The sequence below is a fragment of the Pseudomonas sp. KH_050 genome (assembly GCF_057838875.1).
Genome location: NZ_CM174478.1, coordinates 3,645,912 through 3,667,096, shown reverse-complemented (window position 1 = coordinate 3,667,096; position 21,185 = coordinate 3,645,912). Strand labels below are relative to the sequence as shown.

Sequence of the window (21,185 nt, the reverse complement as noted above, 5' to 3'; positions counted from 1 at the left end):
ACTACCAGCTGACCCGGATACCGAGGCTGCCGGCAAGACCTTCAAGGTCATTGCTGTCGAGGTGGGTGCTGTAATCGACGCTGGAATACAGGCTGACGGAGGAGGTTAGACTCACCACCAGGCCGATGCCGATGTCCGCCGAGGAAGCTTTCTGCTCGGTGGTGATCCGGGTGGCATTGTCGAAGGTGACAGTGTCGGTACCGTCGAAGGTCTGCCACAGGTTGCTGCGCAGGTAGGGTTCCACCGGCATGCCGTTGACCTCGTAGGCACCTTTGAGGCGCACACCCAGACGTCCGATCCAGGCACTGTCCGAATCGAAGGACAGTCGGGAAACGCCATCGTCTTGATCGTCCAGCGAGATCCGTTGGTGGATGACTTGCACCTGGGGTTCGACCACCCAGTTGCCTGGCAGCGCAATCGGGTAGCCGGCTTCCGCCGACAGGCTGAAGGCGTGCCCACGGTTGCGGATTTCGAGGCCGCGTTCGGAGCTGCTGTGACCGTCCAGGTGAGTGCCCATGGCGACCGTGTCGAGGTACCAGCCTTGTGGGTCGGTGAGGGTCCAGTACAGGCCCAGGCTGTAGTTTTCGAATTCCAGCTTGCCGGCACGACGCCCCTCATAGCCTTGGTTGAAACCCTCGATATCACCCCGCAGGCGGGTCTGTCCGAGAAAAAAACCGCTGCGCTGGGTTTGTCCACCGGAGGTGTGTGAGCCGTACACATCATGGCCAACCTGAAATCCGCTGAGTGAACCCTTCAGGCTCGGGGTTACCGTACCCGCCCAGGTCCGGTCCAGACTCTTGCCATAGGCCCGGCCCCAGCCTGCGCCCAATGCCCCGGTCTCGGTCAACAGACGCTGCTCGCCCTGACGCTCATGGAAGGTACCGAGCGCGGTCAGAGTGAGGGTCGCCGCCGCCGGAACGAGCACCGACCAGACGGGTACTTCCTGGCGGTACAAGGGAATCGGCGCCGCGCCGGGAACCGCGGTCGGCAGTGCCGGGGTTCCGGCGGCCGCAACCGGCACTGCCACCACGGGAACGCTGATAGGCGGCAGGCTCGGGTCCGGATTGGCCACGGTCACCACGGCCGGGGCCACCACTGCCGAGCGCAGGTACCAACTGTTCTCGGTGCCGGGGGTCACCCCGCCTTTGTACAGGTAGTAGTCATAGGCGCCGGCCGCGACCGGACGTCTGAGGTAGAACGCCTGATTGTCGCTGACGGCGGTGCCTTGGGCCTGGACCAGCTGGATGCCGTTTTGCAGAGTCAGGCCACCGGTGCCGCCGAGGTTTTCGATGGAGATCCGGGTGCTGCCACTCAAGGAACCGTCATTGACCACCAGTTTATCGCTGGCCGAGAGGTCATCGCCGAGCACGCTTTGCAGGCGCAACCGCCCGCTGTCACCCACGTAGTTGCCCTGTACGGTAAGGATATCGTTGGCCCGGGTGCTGCCAGTGCGCATGTCGATGACCCCGGCATTGTTCAGGGTGGTGAGTCGGCCGCTGGTGAAAGGGCTGATGCTCCCTTCAGAGACCTCCAGGGCGCTGCTGGGGTCGATATTGAACACGCCGGCACCGGTAACGCTGTCACCCAGGACAAAGTTCCCGGCCAGGTTGAAGATCGAGTCTTTACGCAGATTGACCGACTCCCAATTGATGTAGCGCGCCGCGCCTGCCGAGGTGCTTTGCTCAAAGGTCAGTGCGTCGTTGCCGGATCCGCCATCGACCCTGGGGGTAGAGGAGAGCGTTGTCTCATTGAGGTTGCGCAGGCTGGCGAGGTCATTGCCATCGCCCATCGATATCGCTGACCTGATCAGGCCGCCGCTGTCCCAGACCAGACGGTCGTTGCCGGCGCTCGCACGAATCTCCCCGACGATCTCGCCACCGCTGACGGTGATGCGGTCGTCGCCACCGCTGACGCTGAGATTACCGCCAATCCTGCCGCCCGAAACGATGAGGGTGTCGGTACCCAGACCGGTGACCAGATGGCCGAAGATCTGCCCGCCAGACAGATCAAAAAAATTGTTGTCGAGTTTCATGTCGACCCGGCCGATAGTTCCTGCTGTCATCTTTGCCACATCACCGTCTTCGAAGGCGCCGACTATCGTACCGCCGGTCATCAGGAAGTTATCCCGGCTTTCGCCTTGAGTCAGTGACTGAACAAGCCCACCGGACATGATGAAATCGTCGACGCCATTACCCTGTCGCACGGCCCCGGTAATCTGCCCGGCGCTGATCTGCAAGGTGTTGCGGCCATCGCCCTGATCGAGCGCACCATTGATCGAACCGGAGTCCATCACCACCCGATCGGTACCGGCGCCGAAGCGCACATCGCCATTGATGCTGCCAGTACCATTGGTGGGAAACGTCAGACTGTTGTTGCCTTGCAGATCGGTCAGCGAGCCGCTGCTGCCACTGTCACAGCTGAAATCATTGTTACCGCTGCCGGGCGTCAACGTGCAGGCAGCGTGAACAGTCAGGGGAGAAAAAATGATCAGGGAGGAGGTAACAGCGAATGCGCTCGGCATCGATTTCAGGAAGCAGAAATGGCGTTTCATGGTGTCCGGGTCCTTGGCTTTTTAGCCTGACCGAAGTAGGGGTTCGCCCTGCAGACATCCAGAAAAGCTCCCGCTCGAATTGAGCGTTCTGCATTAACGAATTGTTAAATTTCTGTTCCCTCAGTTATTCAAAGGTGTAGTTGTAAATTATCTTTCGCGAATGAAATGGCCGACGAACGGTGCTGTCACATCTAACACCAACGCATCCGCACACCCAGCCTCCCTTCGAGGCTGAGGCCGTCATGGCAGACTACGGACTACCAACTGACCCGGATACCCAGGTTGCCGGCGAAGCCTTCAAGGTCATTGCTGTCGAGGTGGGTGCTGTAATCGACGCTGGAATACAGGCTGACGGAGGAGGTTAGACTCACCACCAGGCCGATGCCGATGTCCGCCGAGGAAGCTTTCTGCTCGGTGGTGATCCGGGTGGCATTGTCGAAGGTGACAGTGTCGGTACCGTCGAAGGTCTGCCACAGGTTGCTGCGCAGGTAGGGTTCCACCGGCATGCCGTTGACCTCGTAGGCACCTTTGAGGCGCACACCCAGACGGCCTGTCCAGGCGCTGTCCGAGTCGAAGGAGACCCGGGAAATGCCATCGTCCTGACTGTCCAGCGAGATCTGTTGATAGATGGCTTGTACCTGCGGTTCGAACACCCAGTTGCCAGGCAGCGCAATCGGGTAACCGGCTTCCGCCGACAGGCTGAGCGCATGCCCGCGGTTGCGGATTTTGAGACCGCGTTCGGAGCTGCTGTGACCGTCCAGACGAGTGCCCATGGCGACCATATCGAGGTACCGGCCTTGTGGGTCGGTGAGGGTCCAGTACAAGCCCAGGCTGTAGTTTTCGTACTTCAGCTTGCCCGCGCGGCGTCCCTCATAGCCCTGGTTGAAACCATCGATGTCACCCCGCAGGCGGGTCTGTCCGAGAAAAAAACCGCTGCGCTGGGTTTGTCCTCCGGAGGTGTGTGAGCCGTACACATCATGGCCAATCTGAAATCCGCTGAGTGAACCCTTCAGGCTCGGGGTTACCGTACCCGCCCAGGTCCGGTCCAGACTCTTGCCATAGGCCCGGCCCCAGCCTGCGCCCAATGCCCCGGTCTCGGTCAACAGACGCTGCTCGCCCTGACGCTCATGGAAGGTACCGAGCGCGGTCAGAGTGAGGGTCGCCGCCGCCGGAACGAGCGCCGACCAGACGGGTACTTCCTGGCGGTACAGGGGAATCGGCGCCGCGCCGGGAACCGCCGCCGGCAATGCCGGGGTTCCGGCGGCCGCAACCGGCACTGCCACCACGGGAACGCTGATGGGCGGCAGGCTCGGGTCCGGATTGGCCACGGTCACCACGGCCGGGGCCACCACCGCCGAGCGCAGGTACCAACTGTTCTCGGTGCCGGGGGTCACCCCGCCTTTATACAGGTGGTAGTCATAGGCGCCGGCCGTGACCGTACCCTTGAGGGAGAATGCCTGGGCGTCGCTGACGGCGGTGCCTTGAGCCTCGACCAGCTGGATGCCGTTCTGCCGGGTAAGTGCGCCGAGGCCGCCAAGGTTGCTGACGCTGATTCGGGTGTTGCCGCTCAAGTTACCGTTGTTGACCACCAGTTTATCGCTGGCCGAGAGGTCATCGCCGAGCACGCTTTGCAGGCGCAGTTGGCCTTTGTTGCCGACGTAGTTGCCCTGTACGGTCAGGCTGTCACTCGTACGGCTGTTGCCGGATCTCATGTCGATGACCCCGGCATTGTTCAGGGTGGTGAGTCGGCCGCTGGTGAAAGGGCTGATGCTCCCTTCTGAGACCTCCAGGGCGCTGCTGGCATCGATGTTGAAAACGCCGGCACCGGTAACGCTGTCACCCAGGACAAAGTTCCCGGCCAGGTTGAAGATCGAGTCCTTACCCAGATTGACCGTCTCCCAATGGATATAGCGTGCAGGGTTGCCCGAGGTACTGCTATCGAACGTCAAGGTGTCATTGCCTGGCCCGCCATCCAGATTGGGGGTGGAGGAGAGTATTGCCTCGGCGAGATTGCGCAGCACAGTGCTGTCATTGCCATCGCCCATCAATATCGCCGAGTTGATCAGGCCGCCGCCCTCCCAGAGCAGGCGGTCGTTGCCGTTGCTGGCACGAATCTCCCCGTCAATGACACCGCCGGTGACGGTGATGCTGTCGTCGCCACCGCTGACGCTGACATTGCCGCCAATCCTGCCGCCGGAGACGATGATCGTGTCGGTGCCGAAGCCGGTGACCAGATTGCCAATGATCTCTCCTCCGGACAGATCGAAGGTGTTGTCGTCGAGCTTCATATCCACCCGGCCGATGGTGCCGCCAGTCATCTTCGCGATGTCGCCGTCCTCGAAGGCGCCGACGATTGTCCCACCGGTCATCAGGAAGGTGTCCAGGCCATCGCCCTGGGCCAGGGACTGGATGCGCCCGCCGCTCATGATGAAATCATCGATGCCACTGCCCTGGCGGACAGCACCGGCGATTTGCCCGGCGTTGATCTGCAGGGTGTCCTGGCCATCACCCTGATTGAGGGTGCCGGTGATCGTGCCCGAATCCATCACTACCCGGTCGTTGCCGGCGCCGAAGCTGACATTACCGATGATGCTGCCCGTTCCAGTGGCGGGAAACGTCAGGCTGTTGTCGCCGGACAGATCGGTGAGTGGGCCGCTGTTGCCACTGTCACAGGTGAAGGTGTCATTGCCGACTCCGGGCGTGAGCGTGCAGGCCGCTTGAGCCGGTTCAGGGTAGAGAATCAGCAATGAGCTGGTGATCGCAAAAGCTGTCGGTAATGACTTAAATAGCGGGTTTTGACGATTCATGATAGGTCCGGATCCTTGGTTTTTATTGAGGCTTCCTGGCGTGAATTCATGGCGCAGACAATCAAAAAAGCTCATGAGTGACTTGAAGGTTCTGCACTAATGGACTGAAAAATGTCTGATCCTTCAGACAACTTCAGTACTAGTCGCTTTTAGTGGCCGATGAATAGGGAACTGACAAACGGTACTGTCAGATCTGACAGTTGTGGTGAGCCTGTAATCGTGATAGCGCAGGCCAAATTCAAGCGTTCAGAGGTGCACTTCCACCGCCAATGGCAAGTGATCGGAGAGATGGGGCCAGGGTTTGTGGCTGAGGATTTTCGGCTGGTGGCTACTGGCATTGCGCAGGTAGATACGGTCCAGGCGCAGCAGTGGCCAGCGCGCGGGATAGGTCTTGGCCGGACGCCCATGGTAGCGTTCGAAAGCTTCGTGCAGATAGTTATGCCGGGCGAGGGTGGCGTTGCCCTGCAGCTGCCAATCGTTGAAGTCGCCGGCAATGATCACCGGTGCTTTCTCGGGCAATGATTCCAACAGTTGGCCGAGCAGGGCCAGCTGCAATTGGCGGTGGCTTTCCAGCAGACTCAAATGCACGCAGATCGCGTGCACTTCGGCATGCCCCGGCACCTCCAGCACACAATGCAGCAGTCCGCGACGTTCGGGGCCGGTGATCGACACGTCGAGATTGCGATGATGGCGGATCGGGTATTTCGACAATAGCGCGTTGCCGTGGTGGCCGTTCGGATAGACCGCATTGCGGCCATAGGCGAAGTCGCTCCACATGCTGTCCGCGAGGAACTCGTACTGGGACTGTTGCGGCCAGTTGTCAAAGCGCGAGGCATGGCGGTCGTGCTCGCCCAGCACCTCTTGCAAAAACACCAGATCCGCCGAGGTGCTGCGAACGGCTTCGCGTAATTCCGGAAGGATAAAGCGCCGATTGAGGGCGGTGAACCCCTTGTGGGTATTGACTGTCAGGACTCTCAGGCGATGAATCGCCGGGGAAGTGTTCAACGCTGCCGAGCTGACAGAGAATCTGTCTGAATCGCTGGTCACGGTCGCTCCTCTGAATCAAGGCCGGTTACCTATGCGACTGATACTTTTCCCGGCAGTTCAGAGTTTCGGACCGTTGATCAACCTCCCGCGCTTACAAGAACACGATCTCGTAGGGCAGGCGCAAGCGCTCGAGCACCGGCCGTGAGAGCATCGGCGCAATTCCGATGGCCGGCTCGCCGTCCAGTTGGCTGGCATAGGCATGGGTCGCATGGCTTTTGCGGGCCACTGTCCAGCTGTCCAGGCGTATCTTGCGCGCCCGTTGCCAGGGAATCAGTCCTTGCTCGCGAGCCGGCCAGTGCCAGGCCCCGAGGGGTATTTCCCGAAGGTGCGCGTCGACCATTGCGGCCGCTCTGGCGGCGGCCCGACCGACCGCATCATGGTCGACATGGCCGTCCTCGCGCCAGATGCTGAAAACCACGTCGCCGGGGCGTAGATAACGCGCAATGAACCGGGTCAGTTGCTGCTCCTGCTCGGCCAGCGCGTTGTCGGTGAAGCCGCCGCGGATCCACTTCAGGCTGTGCATGGGCAATCCCAGGCGCCTCAGGGCTTCGACACTTTCCTGAGGGCGGAACACGCTCAGACGCTTGGCCGACCACAGGTTCGAGCCCGGGTGGCTGGCACTGCCATCGGTGATCGAGATCAGTTGCAGGGGATGCCCAAGGCTGGTCAATAACTGCAGCAGACCGCCGCAGGACACGACTTCGTCCCCGGGATGCGGGGCGATCACCACGACGCGAGCGCCTGGCGGGACCAGCGTGCTGGTATTGATGACCGGGATATTCTCCAGCTGCAGTGCGCTGTTCCACACCTGTGCCGGGAAGCTGCTATCGGGGAGCGAGACGGATTTCATCGATGTCACATCCTTGTTTTGGTAGTGCCGCCAGATATGGATGATGGCTTGAAGTCAACCTCTGCATGTCGATGACGAGGTGCAGATAGAAGTTTGCCGGCTTTCCGGACCCTGGATTGCCGCGAGCTGAGTATTGCCCATACTTCGGGTTACGTCGCCTTTCACTGAATAATCGGTAAAATTTTCCTTGGAGAGTGGCCTGGGGCTGGTGGTTAATCCTCTTCTTCACGCTGCAGTTCGAACAACAGCAGCGAGCGTCCGGTCACTGAGTACTGGTCATCGAAATCGAAACGTTCCTGGCCACGGATCGAGGGTTGGTTGGTGTCGACCAGACAGGTCCAGAAACTGCCGTCGGGTACTTGCGGCAAGGTGAAATTGACGACGTCGTGATGGGCGTTGACCACCAGCAGCAAGGTCGCGTCGGCGCCTTTGCGGCGGATCCCGGTTTCCTGGGCGCGGCCGTCGAGCAGCATACCCAGGCAGCGACCATGGCCTTCCTCCCATTGTTCGGTGGTCATCTCGCTGGCGTCGGGCGTGAGCCAGGTGACGTCCTTGACGCCGATGTCCTCGTTGTAATTGCCCACCAGGAAACGTCCGCGCCGCAGGATCGGATAGGCCAGACGCAACTTGATCAGGCGTTTGACGAATTTGAGCAGGGCCTTGCCATCGTCGCTAAGGTCCCAGTCGACCCAGCCGGTGTCGCTGTCCTGGCAATACGCGTTGTTGTTGCCGTGCTGGGTGCGGGCGAACTCGTCACCGGCCACCAGCATCGGTGTGCCCTGGGCAAACAGCAGGGTGGCGAAGAAGTTGCGCATCTGGCGCTGGCGCAACGCATTGATCTGCGGGTCGTCGGTCGGGCCTTCGACGCCGTGGTTCCAGGACAGGTTGTTGTTGGTGCCGTCCTCATTGTTCTCGTCGTTGGCTTCGTTGTGCTTGTCGTTGTAAGAGACCAGATCGTTCAGCGTAAAGCCATCGTGGGCGGTGATGAAGTTGAGTGAGGCGTAGGGGCGGCGACCGCGCTGGTTGAACATCTCGCCAGAGGCGGTCATGCGCCCGGCAAAGTCTGCCAGTTGGCCGTCGTCACCCTTCCAGAAGGCTCGTGCGGTGTCGCGAAAACGATCATTCCACTCGACCCAGCCCGGCGGGAAGTTACCCACCTGATAACCTCCGGGGCCGCAGTCCCATGCCTCGGCGATCATCTTCACCTGGCGCAGCACGGGATCCTGGCGACAGGCAACGAGGAAACTGTGGCGTTCGTCGAAACCCTCATGGTAGCGCCCGAGGATGGTCGCCAGATCGAAACGGAAACCATCGACGTGCATTTCCGAAGCCCAGTAACGCAACGAGTCGGTGACCATTTGCAGCACACAGGGGTGGCTCAGGTCCAGGGTGTTGCCGGTCCCGGAATCGTTGATGTAGAAGCGCTTGTCGCCGGGCATCAGGCGATAGTAGGAGGCGTTGTCGATGCCGCGCATGGACAGCGTCGGCCCCTGTTCATTGCCTTCGGCGGTGTGGTTGTAGACCACGTCGAGAATCACTTCCAGATTGGCTTCGTGCAGGTGCGCGACCATCTCCTTGAACTCGGCGATCTTGCCGCTGGCCAGGTAGCGCGGGTCCGGGGCGAAGAAGGCGATGCTGTTGTAACCCCAGTAATTGGTCATGCCCTTGTGCAGCAGGTGCTGGTCATTGACGAAGGCGTGGATCGGCAACAGTTCGACCGACGACACGCCGAGCTTGCGAATATGTTCCAGCACGTCATCGACCATCAACCCGGCGAAGGTGCCGCGCACAGCCTCGGGGACGGAGGGATGGCGCATGGTGAGGCCGCGCACGTGAGTCTCATAAATGATCGTCTGGTCCCACGGCACACTGACGCGGTGATCGTGACCCCAGGTGTGGGCCGGGTCGATCACCTTGCATTTGGGCACGAACGGCGCGCTGTCCCGTTCATCGAAACTGAGGTCGGCATCAGGGTGGCCGATGGTGAAACCGAACAGCGCCTCGGACCATTTCAACTCGCCCACCAGTTGCTTGGCGTAGGGGTCGATCAGCAGCTTGTGGTGATTGAAACGATGGCCATTTTCCGGGTCGTAAGGGCCGTAGACCCGGTAGCCGTAAATCAGCCCGGGATGGGCGTCAGGCAGGTAGCCATGAAAGATTTCGTCGGTGTACTCAGGCAGTTCGATGCGCTCGAGTTCTACTTCGCCGACGTCATCGAACAGGCACAGTTCGACCTTGGTGGCATTGGCCGAGAACAGAGCGAAGTTGACCCCCAGACCATCCCATGTCGCGCCCAATGGAAAGGGCAAACCTTCACGGATGCGCGAAACCTCGACCTGAGGTTCTGGCGCGACTTTTTTTGGCGTGGCCATAGATGCTCCTGCAAATGAGTAACGTGTTCGTTCGGTCAATCAGCGATGCTTTTTTTCCTTAGTGAGCGAGAGTGCGATCGGGGGGCGGGCAACAATCGGATGTCGAGCGGTCACTTGTGGCGAGGGAGCAAGCTCGCGCTGGGTCGCGAAGTGGCCCCAAAATCTGCAAACGCGTTCTGTCAGATGTAACGCATCAACCGGTTTACGACTGCTTCGCAGCCGAGCGGGAGCAAGCTCCCTCGCCACAGGGTGTGTTCAATCCACCTGTTGCGAGGGGTTACACAGGTCAGCCCGCCGATGGCTTACGCGGTGCTCGTGGTTTTTTCGCGGCAGCGGCTTTTTTCTCGCCTGGCGGCGTTACTACGGGTGCAGCCGCGGGCGCTTTGGCCTTGGCTGTGGATTTGGCCTTGGTGGTACTGGCTTTAGGTGGTTTGTTAGGGACCAGGGCTTCAGCCTCGGCGAGCTTGCGCGCCATCTCCCAATGGCGGGCTTCCTGGCCTTCGGGCTTACCTTCGGATTCCCAGATTTGATAGGCAAACTCACGGACGCGTTTGTCGTCGGTACTCATCGCTATGCTCCTGAACTGAACTCAAGTTTGGATAAAGAGATTGACCGGGAAGTCCCCCAGCGCGGCGCTGATCATTAGCTCCTTGTGGTTTGTGACTGCGCAGGCTGAAAAAAGTCCCTTCAAATGTTGCCCGGAGGCTGTAAATGGCAGTTTTACCCGGGTATCGCCCCAATCCGATGCGCACACCCGTGGTGGCGCGCCAGGTTTCAGCAGACCGGATATCAGGCGTGGAACAATCACCACAGCCCATCGACCTTCGATTTCGCGGCTGAACGCCAGCACCCGTTCAGCCTGGTTGCCGAGCACTTCCAGGGCCTGGTAGCGGCCCCGACGAAACAGCTCCGGATGTTCGGCGCGGCGGGCCAGCGCCTTGGCAATCAGCGCTTGTTTGACACGCCCGTCACGCCAGTTCACCAGCCACTGCGAAACCTCGGCGGCACTCTGCAATGCCTGTTGCCGACTGTTGAAATCCACCGGACGGCGGTTGTCCGGATCCACCAGGCTGAAGTCCCAGAACTCGTTGCCTTGATACAGATCAGGGACACCTGGCACCGTGAGCCGCAGCAAGGTTTGAGCCAAACCGTTCAAGGCGCCGGCCGGAGCAATCAATTGCGCGGCGTTGCCAATGGCAGAGCGTAGCTCAAGCCCTTCGGGTGACAACAACACGCGCTCGAGGAAGGCCTGAGTCGCCTGCTCATAAGCATCGTTCGGCGCGCTCCAGCTGCTCTGCAGCTTGGCTTCGCGCAGGGCTTTTTGCTGCCATTGCCAGAGGCGTTGGGCATAGTCCTGCAGGGCCTGGGTATCGTCACTGCGCAGCGCCAGCGGCCAACTGCCGAGCAGGGCCTGATAGAGGATCAGTTCATCGCCCGCCGACGGCGCGATGGGATCGCTGCGCAGGGGAGCGGCCAGTGCTCGCCACTGCTCGACCTGATCGGCATACCAGGCGCTGCGTTCGCTGAGCACGGCCAGCCTGGCGCGGCTATCTTCACCGCGCTTGTGATCATGGGTGGCCGTGGCCAGCAGGTTATCCGGGAAGGTTGCCAAGCGCTGGCTGCAGGCCTGGTGAAAGTCCGCAACCGGGGCACTGAACTGCTCGCTGCTGAAGCCGACATCGTTGCGCGACAGCAGCACCGCCGAACGATAGAAGGCAGTGTCTTCCACCGCCTTGGCGGCGGCAGGCGACGTCAACTGCTGAAAGCGCACCGAGGCATGCTTGAGGATCTTGCGTTGCCTGCCCACGGGACGTTCGCTCCAGGGCTGGCCGCCGAGCCAGCGTTCGAGATAGTCGAGCACCGGCCAATCGGCTTCGCCCAGGGTACTGCGGGCACCGGCCATGGCCTGTTGAAAGAACACGTTATCTTCTGCTGCCCGTCCACGCGCACTGACGTAGGTCCGGTACACCGGGAAGTGCACGATCAACTCCTGCAGGGCCCGGCGGATCGCCCCCAGGGTCAGGTCGCGACTCATCAGGTCATCGCGGGCAATCTGCAGCAACGCCTGGGCGACGCTTTCGAAATCCCCGGCCAGGGAGCCGTTGAGGATCTGCTGACGGGCCAGCAGCGCTTCCTGGAGGAATCCGGCAGGGCGTTCGCTGTGTCGGCTCCATAGCTCGGCGAGGGTGTCGGCGCCTTGCGGATCGTGTTGTAACAACGACACCTGGTTCATGAACTCGTAGCCGGTGCTGCCGTCCACCTGCCAGTCGGTGTGCAGGGTTTCACCCAGGCCGAGGATCTTCTCGACGTAGATCGGGAAGTGCCGCGAAGGCGACAAGGCATCGACCCGTCGGCGCAATTTGCGGCAGTAACCTCGCGGATCGGCGAGTCCGTCGATATGGTCGATGCGCAAACCGTCCACCAGACCTTCGCTGATCAGCTGGAAAATCTTCGCGTGGGTGGCTTCGAACACCACCGGGCGCTCGACCCGCAGGCCGCCGAGTTCGTTGATGTCGAAGAAGCGCCGCCAATTGATATCGTCGGCCGCGGTGCGCCAGCTGGCCAGCCGATAACTTTGCCGCTCCAGCAGGTTGTGCAGGCGTTCGAGACCTTCGGATTGGCGGGAATCGTAACGGCTCAGGCTGTGTTCGATGGCTTGTTGGATCACTGGCTGGCGGGCCAGTTCGAGCAGTTCCCGGTGCAGCGGCACCGCCAGGGAGTGAGCGTCGGACAGGTAGTGAAGGGCGCTGAAACGGTCAGCCAGAGACTTGAGCAGTTGTGCGGATTCGGGATCGAGCTGATCGCCGGGCTTGAGCAGTTCACCGTAGTCGGTGGGGCAGATCGGGAAGCGGTGGTCGTAGTGCTCGACATAAAAGCTCCCGCCTCCCGGATCGAAGCGCAGGGGGATAGTCCCGTCCTGTAGCGCGACGCCGTAGTCACTGCCCAGAAAGGGCAGGAGTAACTGGCCTTCAAGCAACGGGTCGGGGGAATGCCACTGAATATCGAAGAACTCGCCGTAGGGGCTGCGCCGCCCCCACTCCAGCAAGTCCAGCCACCAGGGGTTGTCAGCGCCGCCCACCGCCATGTGGTTGGAGACGACGTCGAGGATCAGGCCCATGTGCTGTTGACGCAGGGCGTCGACCAGGCGCCGCAAGGCCGCTTCGCCACCGAGCTCGGGATTGACCGTGGTCGGGTCGACCACGTCGTAGCCGTGCATGGAGCCGCTGCGGGCACTGAGCAGCGGCGAAGCATAGAGATGGCTGATGCCCAGGCGAGCGAAATAGGGCAGTAACGGCACCGCGTCATCCAGGGTGAACCCCCGATGAAATTGCAGGCGCACGGTTGCCCGCAACGGATGCGCCTGGTCGTTCATCGATCACGCTCGAAAGCTTGCCGGCGAGCGCAGGCGAGCATTTCCAGGCGCCGTGCGGCATCCGGGTCATCCAGCAATGTTTCGCTATCGCCGGCAAAGCGTCGACGCCAATTGGGATGGCTGTCGGTGGTGCCGGGCAGGTTGGCCTGTTCGTCGATGCCCAGGGCATCTTCCAGTGGCAGTAACACCAGTGGCGCACGCGTGTGGCCAAGGAAGCGAGTGCTGGCGTCGAGGATCTGGTCGGTTTCGTGGGACTCTTCGCGAAAATTCTGAGGATCCTGGCTCAAGACCCGGCGCAAACCATCACGCTCGCGTTGTCGATGTGCTCGCCAATGGGCTTCGGCGGGGGCATCGGTGTGCCCCAGGCGTACGTTCCATTCGATATCGCGGCCGTGCCACCAGCCGTTGAGCGTTGGCAGGTCATGGGTGCTGGTGGTGGCCAGCGCGTTATCCGACCACTCCAGAATCGATTTGAAGCGCACGTTGTGGTCTTGCTCGAAGAGCAGCACGCGCATGCCGAGCATTGAGCGGGCGATGAGCTTTTCCTGCAGACCCTCCGGCACGGTGCCGAGGTCTTCGCCGAGGACAATGGCCTGATGCCGGAATGATTCCAGCGCCAGCAGCCGCAGCAGGTCGTCAACCGGGTAATACAGGTAGGCGCCGTCACTCGGTGGTGCGCCCCGGGGGATCACCCAAAGGCGCTGCAGGCCCATGACATGGTCGATTCGCAGCCCGCCGGCATGAGCGAAGTTGGCCCGGAGCATTTCGATGAACGCGCGAAAGCCGTTGCGCACCAGCCCTTCAGGACTAAACGCCGAAATGCCCCAGCCCTGGCCAGTACGGTTGAGGATGTCCGGGGGGGCGCCGACAGTCAGCTCCGCAAGCAATTCGTCCTGGCGACTCCAGGCCTGGCTGCCGGCGCCGTCGGCGCCCACCGCCAGATCGGCGATCAAGCCGATGCCCATGCCGCTACTGCGCGCCGCGGTTTGCGCGCGTTCCAGGCAGCGGGCGATCAGCCATTGGCAGAAGGCGAAGAAACCGATGTCCCCGGCATTTTGTTCGGCGAACTCGGCCAGTGTCGCACTGCGTGGATCACGCCACTGTTCTGGCCACTCGCGCCAGTCCAGGCTTTCGCCGCGGGCCGCGCGCTCGGCTTGCAGCGCCTCGAATCGGCAATGGTTTTCCAGCGCTTCGCCCGCGCTGTGACGAAAGCTGCTGAAGTCTTCATGCAATGGATGCTCGCCCTGGCAGAAACCGTCATACAGTGCCCGCAGCAGCCGTTGTTTGGCGTCGGCCGCGGCCGGCCAGTCGATCAGGGGCTGACGCTCCAGGTGGTGCAACTCTTCGGCCAGGCCAGTGGCATCAATCGCGGTGCGCAACGCCCGCTCACCGAGTATCGCTCCGGGTGCGGCATACAGGCTGTTGAGAAACAGCCGGCTGGAGGGGGAGTAGGGGCTGTAACGCTGATGATCACTGCTGAACATGGCGTGCAAGGGGCTGATGGCCAAGGCATCGGCGCCGCGTTCGCCGGCGACCCGGGCAAGGTTTTCCAGCGCCTGAGTGTCGCCGAAGCCGCCATCACCCGGACGTCTGAGCGAATACAGCTGCACGCTCAGCCCCCAGGCCCGCGGCGTCGGACTGTCGACGGCATCGCCGACGCTGTAGCAATGGCTGGGCGCGACGGCCAGGGTGAAATGTTGCCCGGCGATGTTGACGCTTTGATAACCCACCGGAACCAGACCCGGCAGGACCGCCTCGGCATCCAGTTTCAGGCTGAGAACGGCGCCGTCTTCCAGCTGAATCTCGCAAGGTGTTTCAGGGGCAAAGTAGTGTGCCAGATCCAGGCCCTTGCCGAAGTCCGCGGTCAACAACGGTGGCAGTCGCTTGGTCTGTTGGACCTGTTGCAGCTCGAGCAGGCTGGCATCGATTTCCTGTGACGTCGAGGCAGGGTGGCCGAGCCCGATGAGGACTGCACGCAGTACGGCGGGAGAAACTTTTTGTGCTCGGCCATTGGCATCGATCCAGTCGACTGCCAGGCCCGCGTGGCTGGCGAGTATTTCCAGTTGCGTATCGCTCATGGGCGCTCTCCAGTCAGGGTCGGCGCTGTCAGAGTGACGAGCGCGCTGTACGGGGCGAGGGTGCCCTGCTGCAGCAGACGGAATGCCTGTTGCGGGTATTCGAAAAGGACCTGTGCCAGGTCCGGTGCTGAATGGGCCAGCGGTTGTGCGCCGAGGTTCAAGTCAATGCGCAGCAGGCTGCCGTCGCCCATCCGCCAGCGCGCGTTGAGGGCACCCTCGGCCAGGACGTTGGCGCCCAATGCCCGGGCACCGGGCAGGCGCGGGATGATTTCCCGATGGCGGATTTCCAGCAGTTGCCGGTACAGCGTTTGGGTCGCACGTTGGGTATCGGCAGTCGCTTGAGCGGGATCCGGGCGGGAAGCGTGAAACGTCTCAGGAGCATTCGGGTCGGGAATCTGCTCGCGTTTATGCGGATCGGCGAAGGCGCTGAAGGCAGCGAACTCATTGCGACGGCCCTGTCGAACCGCCTCGGCCAGCTCACCGTGGTGGCTGGTGAAAAACAGGAACGGCTCGCTGACCGCGTTCTCATCGCCCATGAACATCAAGGGGATCATCGGCGCCAGCAGCAACAACACGGTGGCGACATGCAGCGCTTGCGGCGGCGCCAGGTGGTTCAGCCGCTCACCCAATGCACGGTTGCCGATCTGGTCGTGATTCTGCAGGAACAGCACAAAGGCGCTGGGTGGCAAGTGCCCGCTGGGTTCGCCGCGCGCGGTGCCGTGGCGGGTGATATGACCCTGGTAGACAAAGCCCTGGCTCAGGCAGCGGGCAAGCTTTTCGGTGGGTTGCTCGGCGTAGTCGGCGTAGTAGGCATCGGTTTCGCCGGTCAATAGCACATGCAACGCGTTATGCCCGTCATCGTTCCATTGGGCGTCGAAGCCTTGCTCCAGCAGGCTGGCCTGATTGAACTCGTTTTCCAGGGTCAGCCAGACATGTCGAGACGGGTCGATCTGTTGCCGCACACGCTGTGCCAGTTCCAGCAGGAATTCCGGGTCATCGATGGCATGCACCGCGTCCAGGCGCAGGCCGTCGAAGCGGTATTCGAGAACCCACATCAAGGCGTTGTCGATGAAAAAGTCCCGCACTTCGCGGCGGCGAAAGTCTATCGCCGCTCCCCACGGGGTGTGCTTGTCTTCGCGAAAAAAGCTCTTGGCGTAGCGATGCAGGTAGTTGCCGTCCGGGCCGAAGTGGTTGTAGACCACGTCGAGAATCACTGCCAGGCCCAGGCCGTGGGCGCAGTCGATCAGTTGCTTGAGCTGTTCGGGCGTACCGTAGGAGGCTTGTGGCGCATAGGGGAAAACCCCGTCATAGCCCCAGTTGCGGTCACCGGGGAATTGCGCGAGAGGCATCAACTCGATCGCGGTGATGCCCAGCGCGGCGAGACGCGGCAAGTGTTTCTCGACTTCGCTGTAACCCCCCAGCACGCCGACATGCAACTCATAGATCACCGCCTCATGCCACGGACGGCCTTGCCATGCACTGTGCTGCCAGCGGTAAGCGAGAGGGTCGACCACCACGCAGGGGGAATTCACGTCGCCGGCCTGAGCCCGGGTGGCGGGGTCAGGCACTTCCAGTTCGCCATCGATATTGAAACGGTAACGGGTACCGGCGGGGCAACGGGTCTGTATGACGAACCAGCCGTCGGCTTGGGGTAACAGCGGCAGCGATTCGCCGCCTTCCAGTTCGACACTGACATAAAACGCATCTGGCGCCCACAAGGCAAAGCGGGTGTGCTCTGCATCCAGCATGATTGCGCCGTGGGGCCAGGTTTCCAGAGTCCGTAACGGCATCTATGAAGACCTCACTGTTTGCCCGTTTTACCCAGCGCTTTAGCCACCAATTGTTCGTAGAGATCGGCGTAGGGTTCGACTGCCTTGCACCAGTTGAACGGCGCGGCCATGGCCCGGCAGCGCATGGCGTTGAGCAGTTCGGGGTAAGCAAATACCTTGAACGCGCGCTGCAGCGCCTCTTGATAGCTGGGTACCGTGGATTCGTCGAACAGAAAACCGGTCACGCCGTTTTCGATGGTGTCGGCCAGGCCACCGGTGTTACGCGCCACCGGCAATGAGCCGAAGCGCTGGGCATACATCTGGCTCAGGCCGCACGGCTCGTATCGCGAAGGCATCAGCAGGAAATCGCTGCCGGCGAACATGCGTCGGGCGTCGGTTTCGTTGAAGCCGATACGCACACCGATTTGCCCGGGGAAGCGCAGGGCGAGGGCACGCATGGCTTGTTCTTCTTCTGGCTCGCCACGGCCAATGATCGCGATCTGGCCACCCGAGGCGACGATGAACTCGGCCACGCCTTCGGTCAGGTCCAGGCCTTTTTGGTACACCAGGCGTGAGACCACTGCAAACAAGGGGCCTTCGCTGTCGTCCAGTCCGAACAGTTCACGAACATGGGCAGCATTGATCGCCTTGCCTTCCCAGTCGCCGATGCTGAACGGGCAGACCAGGTGCGGGTCGGTGGCGGATTCCCAGCTATCATCGATGCCGTTGGGGATGCCGCTGAGCAGGCCTTGCTGGGTCTTGCTGGCCAGGAAGCCATCGAGACCGCAGCCGAAAGCCGGCGTGGTGATTTCCTGCGCGTAGGTCGCGCTGACGGTCGTGATGTGGCTCGAGTAGGCCATGCCAGCCTTGAGGAATGACATCTTACCGTAGAACTCCATGCCGTCCTGTTGCAGGGCATGGGTCGGAATGCCCAGCTCGGGGCAAGAGCCGAGGCTGACCACACCCTGGTAGGCCAGGTTATGGATGGTAAACAGCGTCGGTGTGCGCTGGCCGCGCCAGTGCATATAAGCCGGTGCCAGGCCGGCCGGCCAGTCGTGGGCATGCACCAGGTCGGGGCACCAATGGATTTGCGCCAGGTTGGCGGCGATGTCGGCGGCGGCCAGGCCCAGGCGGGCGAAGCGGATGTGGTTGTCCGGCCAGTCGCGACCGTTGTTGGCGCCGTAGGGAGTACCTTCGCGCTCGTACAATTCAGGGCAGATCAACACATAGATGACCAGGCCGTCCGGCATGTCCATGCGTCCGATCTTGCAGGGTGGCAGCGCCGCGTGACCGCCCAGCTCGCCGATGATATGGATCGGGTTTTCGCTGTTGAGTACCTGTGGGTAGCCGGGAATCAGTACGCGCACATCATGCAGTTGAGCCATGGCCCTGGGCAGTGCCGCAGAGACGTCGCCCAGGCCGCCGGTTTTCACCAGGTCGGCAATTTCCGAAGTGACGAACAGAACTTTTTTTCTATTGGGATTGTGCTTGAGCGCTGGCTGCAGCGTCCTGCCACCCGTGGCCAGAACCGGAATTTGCGCCGGATCATCGACCTGCTGATGAGAAAGTTCTCCCTGGGTATCTACAGCGGCACTGATCATCTGTCTTTCCCCTTTTTTATTAAGCTGTTCCTGGCGAATCACCAGAGATAGGGTTGGCCAACTCCCGTGGCCACGCGCATAAGCGCTACGTAACCGGGCAATTGGCTCCGAGTACGCACAAGCAATAAAGAGTGGACTGGCCGTTGCAAGGATTGCACCAAACATTACGGCCTATCTTTAACCTGACCTTTCGCTCGGACAGAAAGTTTCGACTTTTTTATGCAACTGGCCGATCGGTTTTTGCTCGAGAAACTGAGTCTAGGCCAGAAGTTAGAGCGGGAGAGGTCTGTTTGGCAAAATTGTCCGACAAAGTGCGCAATGCAGCGATTGTCTACCATGGCCGTGTTACAGGCGCACGGACGCAGGGCATATTTTTTGCTGTGGATGTACGGAAAAGGCGAGGGGTTTGCCAGATGGAGGTGCGCGGAAAAAACCCGCTTCGCACCATGATGGTGCGAGCTGCCTGGGGCTTACTGTGGCGAGGGGGCGTACCCCAAGCTGGTCAGTTCAGGGATTTCAGGTTCGGCAATGCAGGAAGCTGACTTCGCCGATAGGCGCCACGGCGGACCAGCCCACCACGCGGCTGGCCACGTTCTGCCAGTCATCGATAACCGCAATCTGCACAGCCATGGACGCTACCTCGTTAACGGATGGATTGAGTGTTGAGCCAGCCGAGCAGTGCCTTGTGGAATTGCGCCGGTTCTTCCATCTGCGGCGCATGGCCCAGGCCTGGGAATTCCACCAGCGTCGAGTGCGGGATGAGTTTGGCTGCTTCTTTGCCAAGCAGATGATAGTTGCCAATCTTCGCCTTGACCGCTGCCGGGGCGAGGTCCTTGTTGATGGCGGTGGTGTCGTCGGTGCCGATCAGCAGCAGGGTAGGCATTTGCAGATTCTTGAACTCGTAGAACACCGGCTGGGTGAAGATCATGTCGTAAATCAGCGCGGAGTTCCAAGCCACCCGGGTATGTCCCGGACCCTTGTTCAGACCGGCGAGCATATCGACCCAACGATCGAACTCGGGTTTCCAGCGCCCGGCGTAATAAGTGCTTCGCTCGTAGTTACGGATGTCATCGGCGTTTGCCTTCAATTCCCGCGCATACCACTGATCAACGCTGCGATGGGGTACGCCGAGAGCTTTCCAGTCTTCCAGGCCGATGGGGTTGACCAGCGCCAGGCGTTCGACCTGTTCGGGATAGAGCAAGGCGTAGCGGGTCGCGAGCATGCCGCCGGTGGAGTGGCCGAGCACGCTGGTTTGCTGGATACCCAGTCTGGCCAGAAGCTCATGGGTGTTGCTCGCCAGTTGCTGGAAGCTGTACTGGTAGTGGTCCGGTTTGCTGGAGGTGCAGAAGCCGATCTGGTCCGGGGCGATGACCCGGTAGCCGGCCTCGCTCAAGGCTTTGATCGAGGTGTCCCAGGTGGCGCCGCAGAAGTTCTTGCCGTGCATCAGCACCACGTTGCGACCGTTAGCCTTGCCGCTGGCCGGTACGTCCATGTAGCCCATTTGCAGGGACTTGCCCTGGGACTCGAAAGCGAAGTGCTGGACCGGGTAGGGGTATTCGAAGCCTTGCAGCTCTGCCCCATAGGCCGGGCCCTCAGTGGCGAAGGCGGGTAGGACGGCGGTCAGCAGCAGGCCGGACAGCGACAGGGTAGATGAGCGGATCATGGGCGAGCTCCGTTGGGAAACCGTCGAGGCTGCAAAGGCGCGATTAAGCCGGGATTAACCGAAGACGTTCCTTTGGTTCAAAATGTTCACTGCATCCAGCCCAGTGTCGCCCACGCCAACACCAGATAGCGGGCGCCCTTGGCCAGGGTCACGATCAGCAGGAAACGCCAGAAGGGCTCGCCCAGCACACCGGCGATTAACGTCAGGGGATCGCCGATGATCGGGACCCAGCTGAGCAGCAATGACCAGTGGCCATAACGCTGATAATGCCGTTGAGCCTTCTCCAGTGATTGCGGGCTGACCGGGAACCAGCGCTTGTCGCGAAATCGCTCGATGCCGCGTCCCAGATACCAATTCACCAGTGAGCCTATGACATTGCCCGCAATCGCAACGCTCAACAGCAACCAGACCAGGTATTTGCCGCTGAGCAGCAGGCCGACCAGCACCGCCTCTGATTGCAACGGCAACAACGTGGCGGCGCCGAACGCCGCGAGGAACAGCCCGAGGTAACCTGCGAGCATTAATGTGCCGGGTAGTCGGCGACCACTTCCTCGGTGCCGTTTTTACTCAAGCCGATGACCTGATACGCATCAGCCATGCCATCCATTTCCATTCCCGGCGAGCCCATGGGCATGCCTGGAGCGGCCACGCCGAGCAGGTCCGAGCGCTTGCTCAAGGCCAGTACCAGTTCGGCGGGCACATGACCTTCGACGAATTTGCCGTTGATCACGCCGGTATGGCACGAAGCCAGGCGCGGCGGGACGCCGAGGCGCTGCTTGACTTCACTCATGTTGGTTTCGACATGGTCGTTGACCTTGAAGCCGTTGTCTTGCAGATGAGTGATCCACTTTTTGCAGCAGCCGCAATTGGCATCACGGTGCACATCGATCGCAATCAACTCGGCGGCCTGAGCCAGCGAGCTGATGAACAGGATGGAAAGGGCTGCCAGGCGCAGTGTGTTTTTCATCGGTTTTCTCTTGTCGATCAGTGTATTCAAGTGGCTTGGAACCTTATGTGCCTTCCAGCCGAAGGGCATTCTGACCATTTTCACCGTCAATAAAGGTCGCTTGTGTT

13 protein-coding genes and 1 pseudogene are annotated in these 21,185 nt (G+C 61.2%); all 14 read right to left on the bottom strand.

The genetic code is table 11. The features are described from left to right. Window position 1: 1 nt before the first annotated feature. The 14 genes and pseudogenes from AC3IUA_RS16680 to AC3IUA_RS16615 all read right to left on the bottom strand — a co-directional run bounded on the left by AC3IUA_RS16680 (window position 2) and on the right by AC3IUA_RS16615 (window position 21,078). A complete protein-coding gene (locus AC3IUA_RS16680; protein ID WP_489355478.1) occupies window positions 2-2,551 on the bottom strand; it encodes an autotransporter family protein in 2,550 nt (849 codons plus the stop codon). Window positions 2,552-2,808: 257 nt separating this feature from the next. Continuing rightward, the gene (locus tag AC3IUA_RS16675) at window positions 2,809-5,358 is read right to left on the bottom strand and encodes an autotransporter family protein (RefSeq protein ID WP_489355477.1); all 2,550 of its coding nucleotides are present in this window, start codon (window positions 5,356-5,358) and stop codon (window positions 2,809-2,811) included. A 246-nt stretch (window positions 5,359-5,604) separates the two neighbouring features. Continuing rightward, window positions 5,605-6,405, bottom strand: coding sequence for an endonuclease/exonuclease/phosphatase family protein (locus AC3IUA_RS16670; protein WP_489355476.1), 801 nt, complete (start codon window positions 6,403-6,405; stop codon window positions 5,605-5,607). A gap of 91 nt (window positions 6,406-6,496) precedes the next feature. Continuing rightward, the gene (locus AC3IUA_RS16665; RefSeq protein WP_489355475.1) at window positions 6,497-7,255 is read right to left on the bottom strand and encodes a PIG-L deacetylase family protein; all 759 of its coding nucleotides are present in this window, start codon (window positions 7,253-7,255) and stop codon (window positions 6,497-6,499) included. A gap of 212 nt (window positions 7,256-7,467) precedes the next feature. After that, window positions 7,468-9,627: a glycogen debranching protein GlgX gene (glgX, locus tag AC3IUA_RS16660; protein WP_489355474.1), complete on the bottom strand. Its 2,160-nt coding sequence runs from the start codon at window positions 9,625-9,627 to the stop codon at window positions 7,468-7,470. 286 nt (window positions 9,628-9,913) lie between these two features. Then, the gene (locus AC3IUA_RS16655; RefSeq protein WP_489355472.1) at window positions 9,914-10,195 is read right to left on the bottom strand and encodes a DUF2934 domain-containing protein; all 282 of its coding nucleotides are present in this window, start codon (window positions 10,193-10,195) and stop codon (window positions 9,914-9,916) included. A 21-nt stretch (window positions 10,196-10,216) separates the two neighbouring features. Further along, window positions 10,217-13,000 carry a malto-oligosyltrehalose synthase gene (locus AC3IUA_RS16650; protein WP_489355470.1) on the bottom strand — a complete coding sequence of 928 codons (2,784 nt, stop codon included), beginning with the start codon at window positions 12,998-13,000 and terminating at the stop codon, window positions 10,217-10,219. Next, a complete protein-coding gene (gene malQ / locus AC3IUA_RS16645; RefSeq protein WP_489355468.1) occupies window positions 12,997-15,078 on the bottom strand; it encodes a 4-alpha-glucanotransferase in 2,082 nt (693 codons plus the stop codon). The genes AC3IUA_RS16650 and malQ overlap by 4 nt, the downstream gene beginning before the upstream one ends. Beyond that, the gene (gene treZ / locus AC3IUA_RS16640; RefSeq protein ID WP_489355466.1) at window positions 15,075-16,868 is read right to left on the bottom strand and encodes a malto-oligosyltrehalose trehalohydrolase; all 1,794 of its coding nucleotides are present in this window, start codon (window positions 16,866-16,868) and stop codon (window positions 15,075-15,077) included. The genes malQ and treZ overlap by 4 nt, the downstream gene beginning before the upstream one ends. Before the next feature lie 11 nt (window positions 16,869-16,879). Then, a complete protein-coding gene (glgA, locus tag AC3IUA_RS16635) occupies window positions 16,880-18,448 on the bottom strand; it encodes a glycogen synthase GlgA (RefSeq protein WP_489355464.1) in 1,569 nt (522 codons plus the stop codon). A 528-nt stretch (window positions 18,449-18,976) separates the two neighbouring features. Continuing rightward, window positions 18,977-19,078 (bottom strand): annotated as a pseudogene (locus AC3IUA_RS16630) (D-2-hydroxyacid dehydrogenase family protein); the annotation flags it as partial. A 13-nt stretch (window positions 19,079-19,091) separates the two neighbouring features. After that, window positions 19,092-20,111 carry an alpha/beta fold hydrolase gene (locus AC3IUA_RS16625; protein ID WP_489355463.1) on the bottom strand — a complete coding sequence of 340 codons (1,020 nt, stop codon included), beginning with the start codon at window positions 20,109-20,111 and terminating at the stop codon, window positions 19,092-19,094. Window positions 20,112-20,197: 86 nt separating this feature from the next. After that, complete coding sequence (locus AC3IUA_RS16620; RefSeq protein ID WP_489355461.1) at window positions 20,198-20,632, bottom strand: YqaA family protein; 435 nt, start codon at window positions 20,630-20,632, stop codon at window positions 20,198-20,200. Continuing rightward, window positions 20,632-21,078, bottom strand: a complete 447-nt coding sequence (locus AC3IUA_RS16615; RefSeq protein ID WP_489355459.1) for a DUF411 domain-containing protein — start codon at window positions 21,076-21,078, stop codon at window positions 20,632-20,634. The genes AC3IUA_RS16620 and AC3IUA_RS16615 overlap by 1 nt, the downstream gene beginning before the upstream one ends. Window positions 21,079-21,185: the final 107 nt, after the last annotated feature.

Excerpts from the sequence above, each read along its gene's own strand:
- AC3IUA_RS16675 (WP_489355477.1), bottom strand. The coding sequence starts at position 5,358 with ATGAATCGTCAAAACCCGCTATTTAAGTCATTACCGACAGCTTTTGCG.
- AC3IUA_RS16680 (WP_489355478.1), bottom strand. The coding sequence starts at position 2,551 with ATGAAACGCCATTTCTGCTTCCTGAAATCGATGCCGAGCGCATTCGCT.
- treZ (WP_489355466.1), bottom strand. The coding sequence starts at position 16,868 with ATGCCGTTACGGACTCTGGAAACCTGGCCCCACGGCGCAATCATGCTG.
- AC3IUA_RS16665 (WP_489355475.1), bottom strand. The coding sequence starts at position 7,255 with ATGAAATCCGTCTCGCTCCCCGATAGCAGCTTCCCGGCACAGGTGTGG.
- AC3IUA_RS16655 (WP_489355472.1), bottom strand. The coding sequence starts at position 10,195 with ATGAGTACCGACGACAAACGCGTCCGTGAGTTTGCCTATCAAATCTGG.
- glgA (WP_489355464.1), bottom strand. The coding sequence starts at position 18,448 with ATGATCAGTGCCGCTGTAGATACCCAGGGAGAACTTTCTCATCAGCAG.
- glgX (WP_489355474.1), bottom strand. The coding sequence starts at position 9,627 with ATGGCCACGCCAAAAAAAGTCGCGCCAGAACCTCAGGTCGAGGTTTCG.
- malQ (WP_489355468.1), bottom strand. The coding sequence starts at position 15,078 with ATGAGCGATACGCAACTGGAAATACTCGCCAGCCACGCGGGCCTGGCA.
- AC3IUA_RS16650 (WP_489355470.1), bottom strand. The coding sequence starts at position 13,000 with ATGAACGACCAGGCGCATCCGTTGCGGGCAACCGTGCGCCTGCAATTT.
- AC3IUA_RS16615 (WP_489355459.1), bottom strand. The coding sequence starts at position 21,078 with ATGAAAAACACACTGCGCCTGGCAGCCCTTTCCATCCTGTTCATCAGC.
- AC3IUA_RS16620 (WP_489355461.1), bottom strand. The coding sequence starts at position 20,632 with ATGCTCGCAGGTTACCTCGGGCTGTTCCTCGCGGCGTTCGGCGCCGCC.
- AC3IUA_RS16625 (WP_489355463.1), bottom strand. The coding sequence starts at position 20,111 with ATGATCCGCTCATCTACCCTGTCGCTGTCCGGCCTGCTGCTGACCGCC.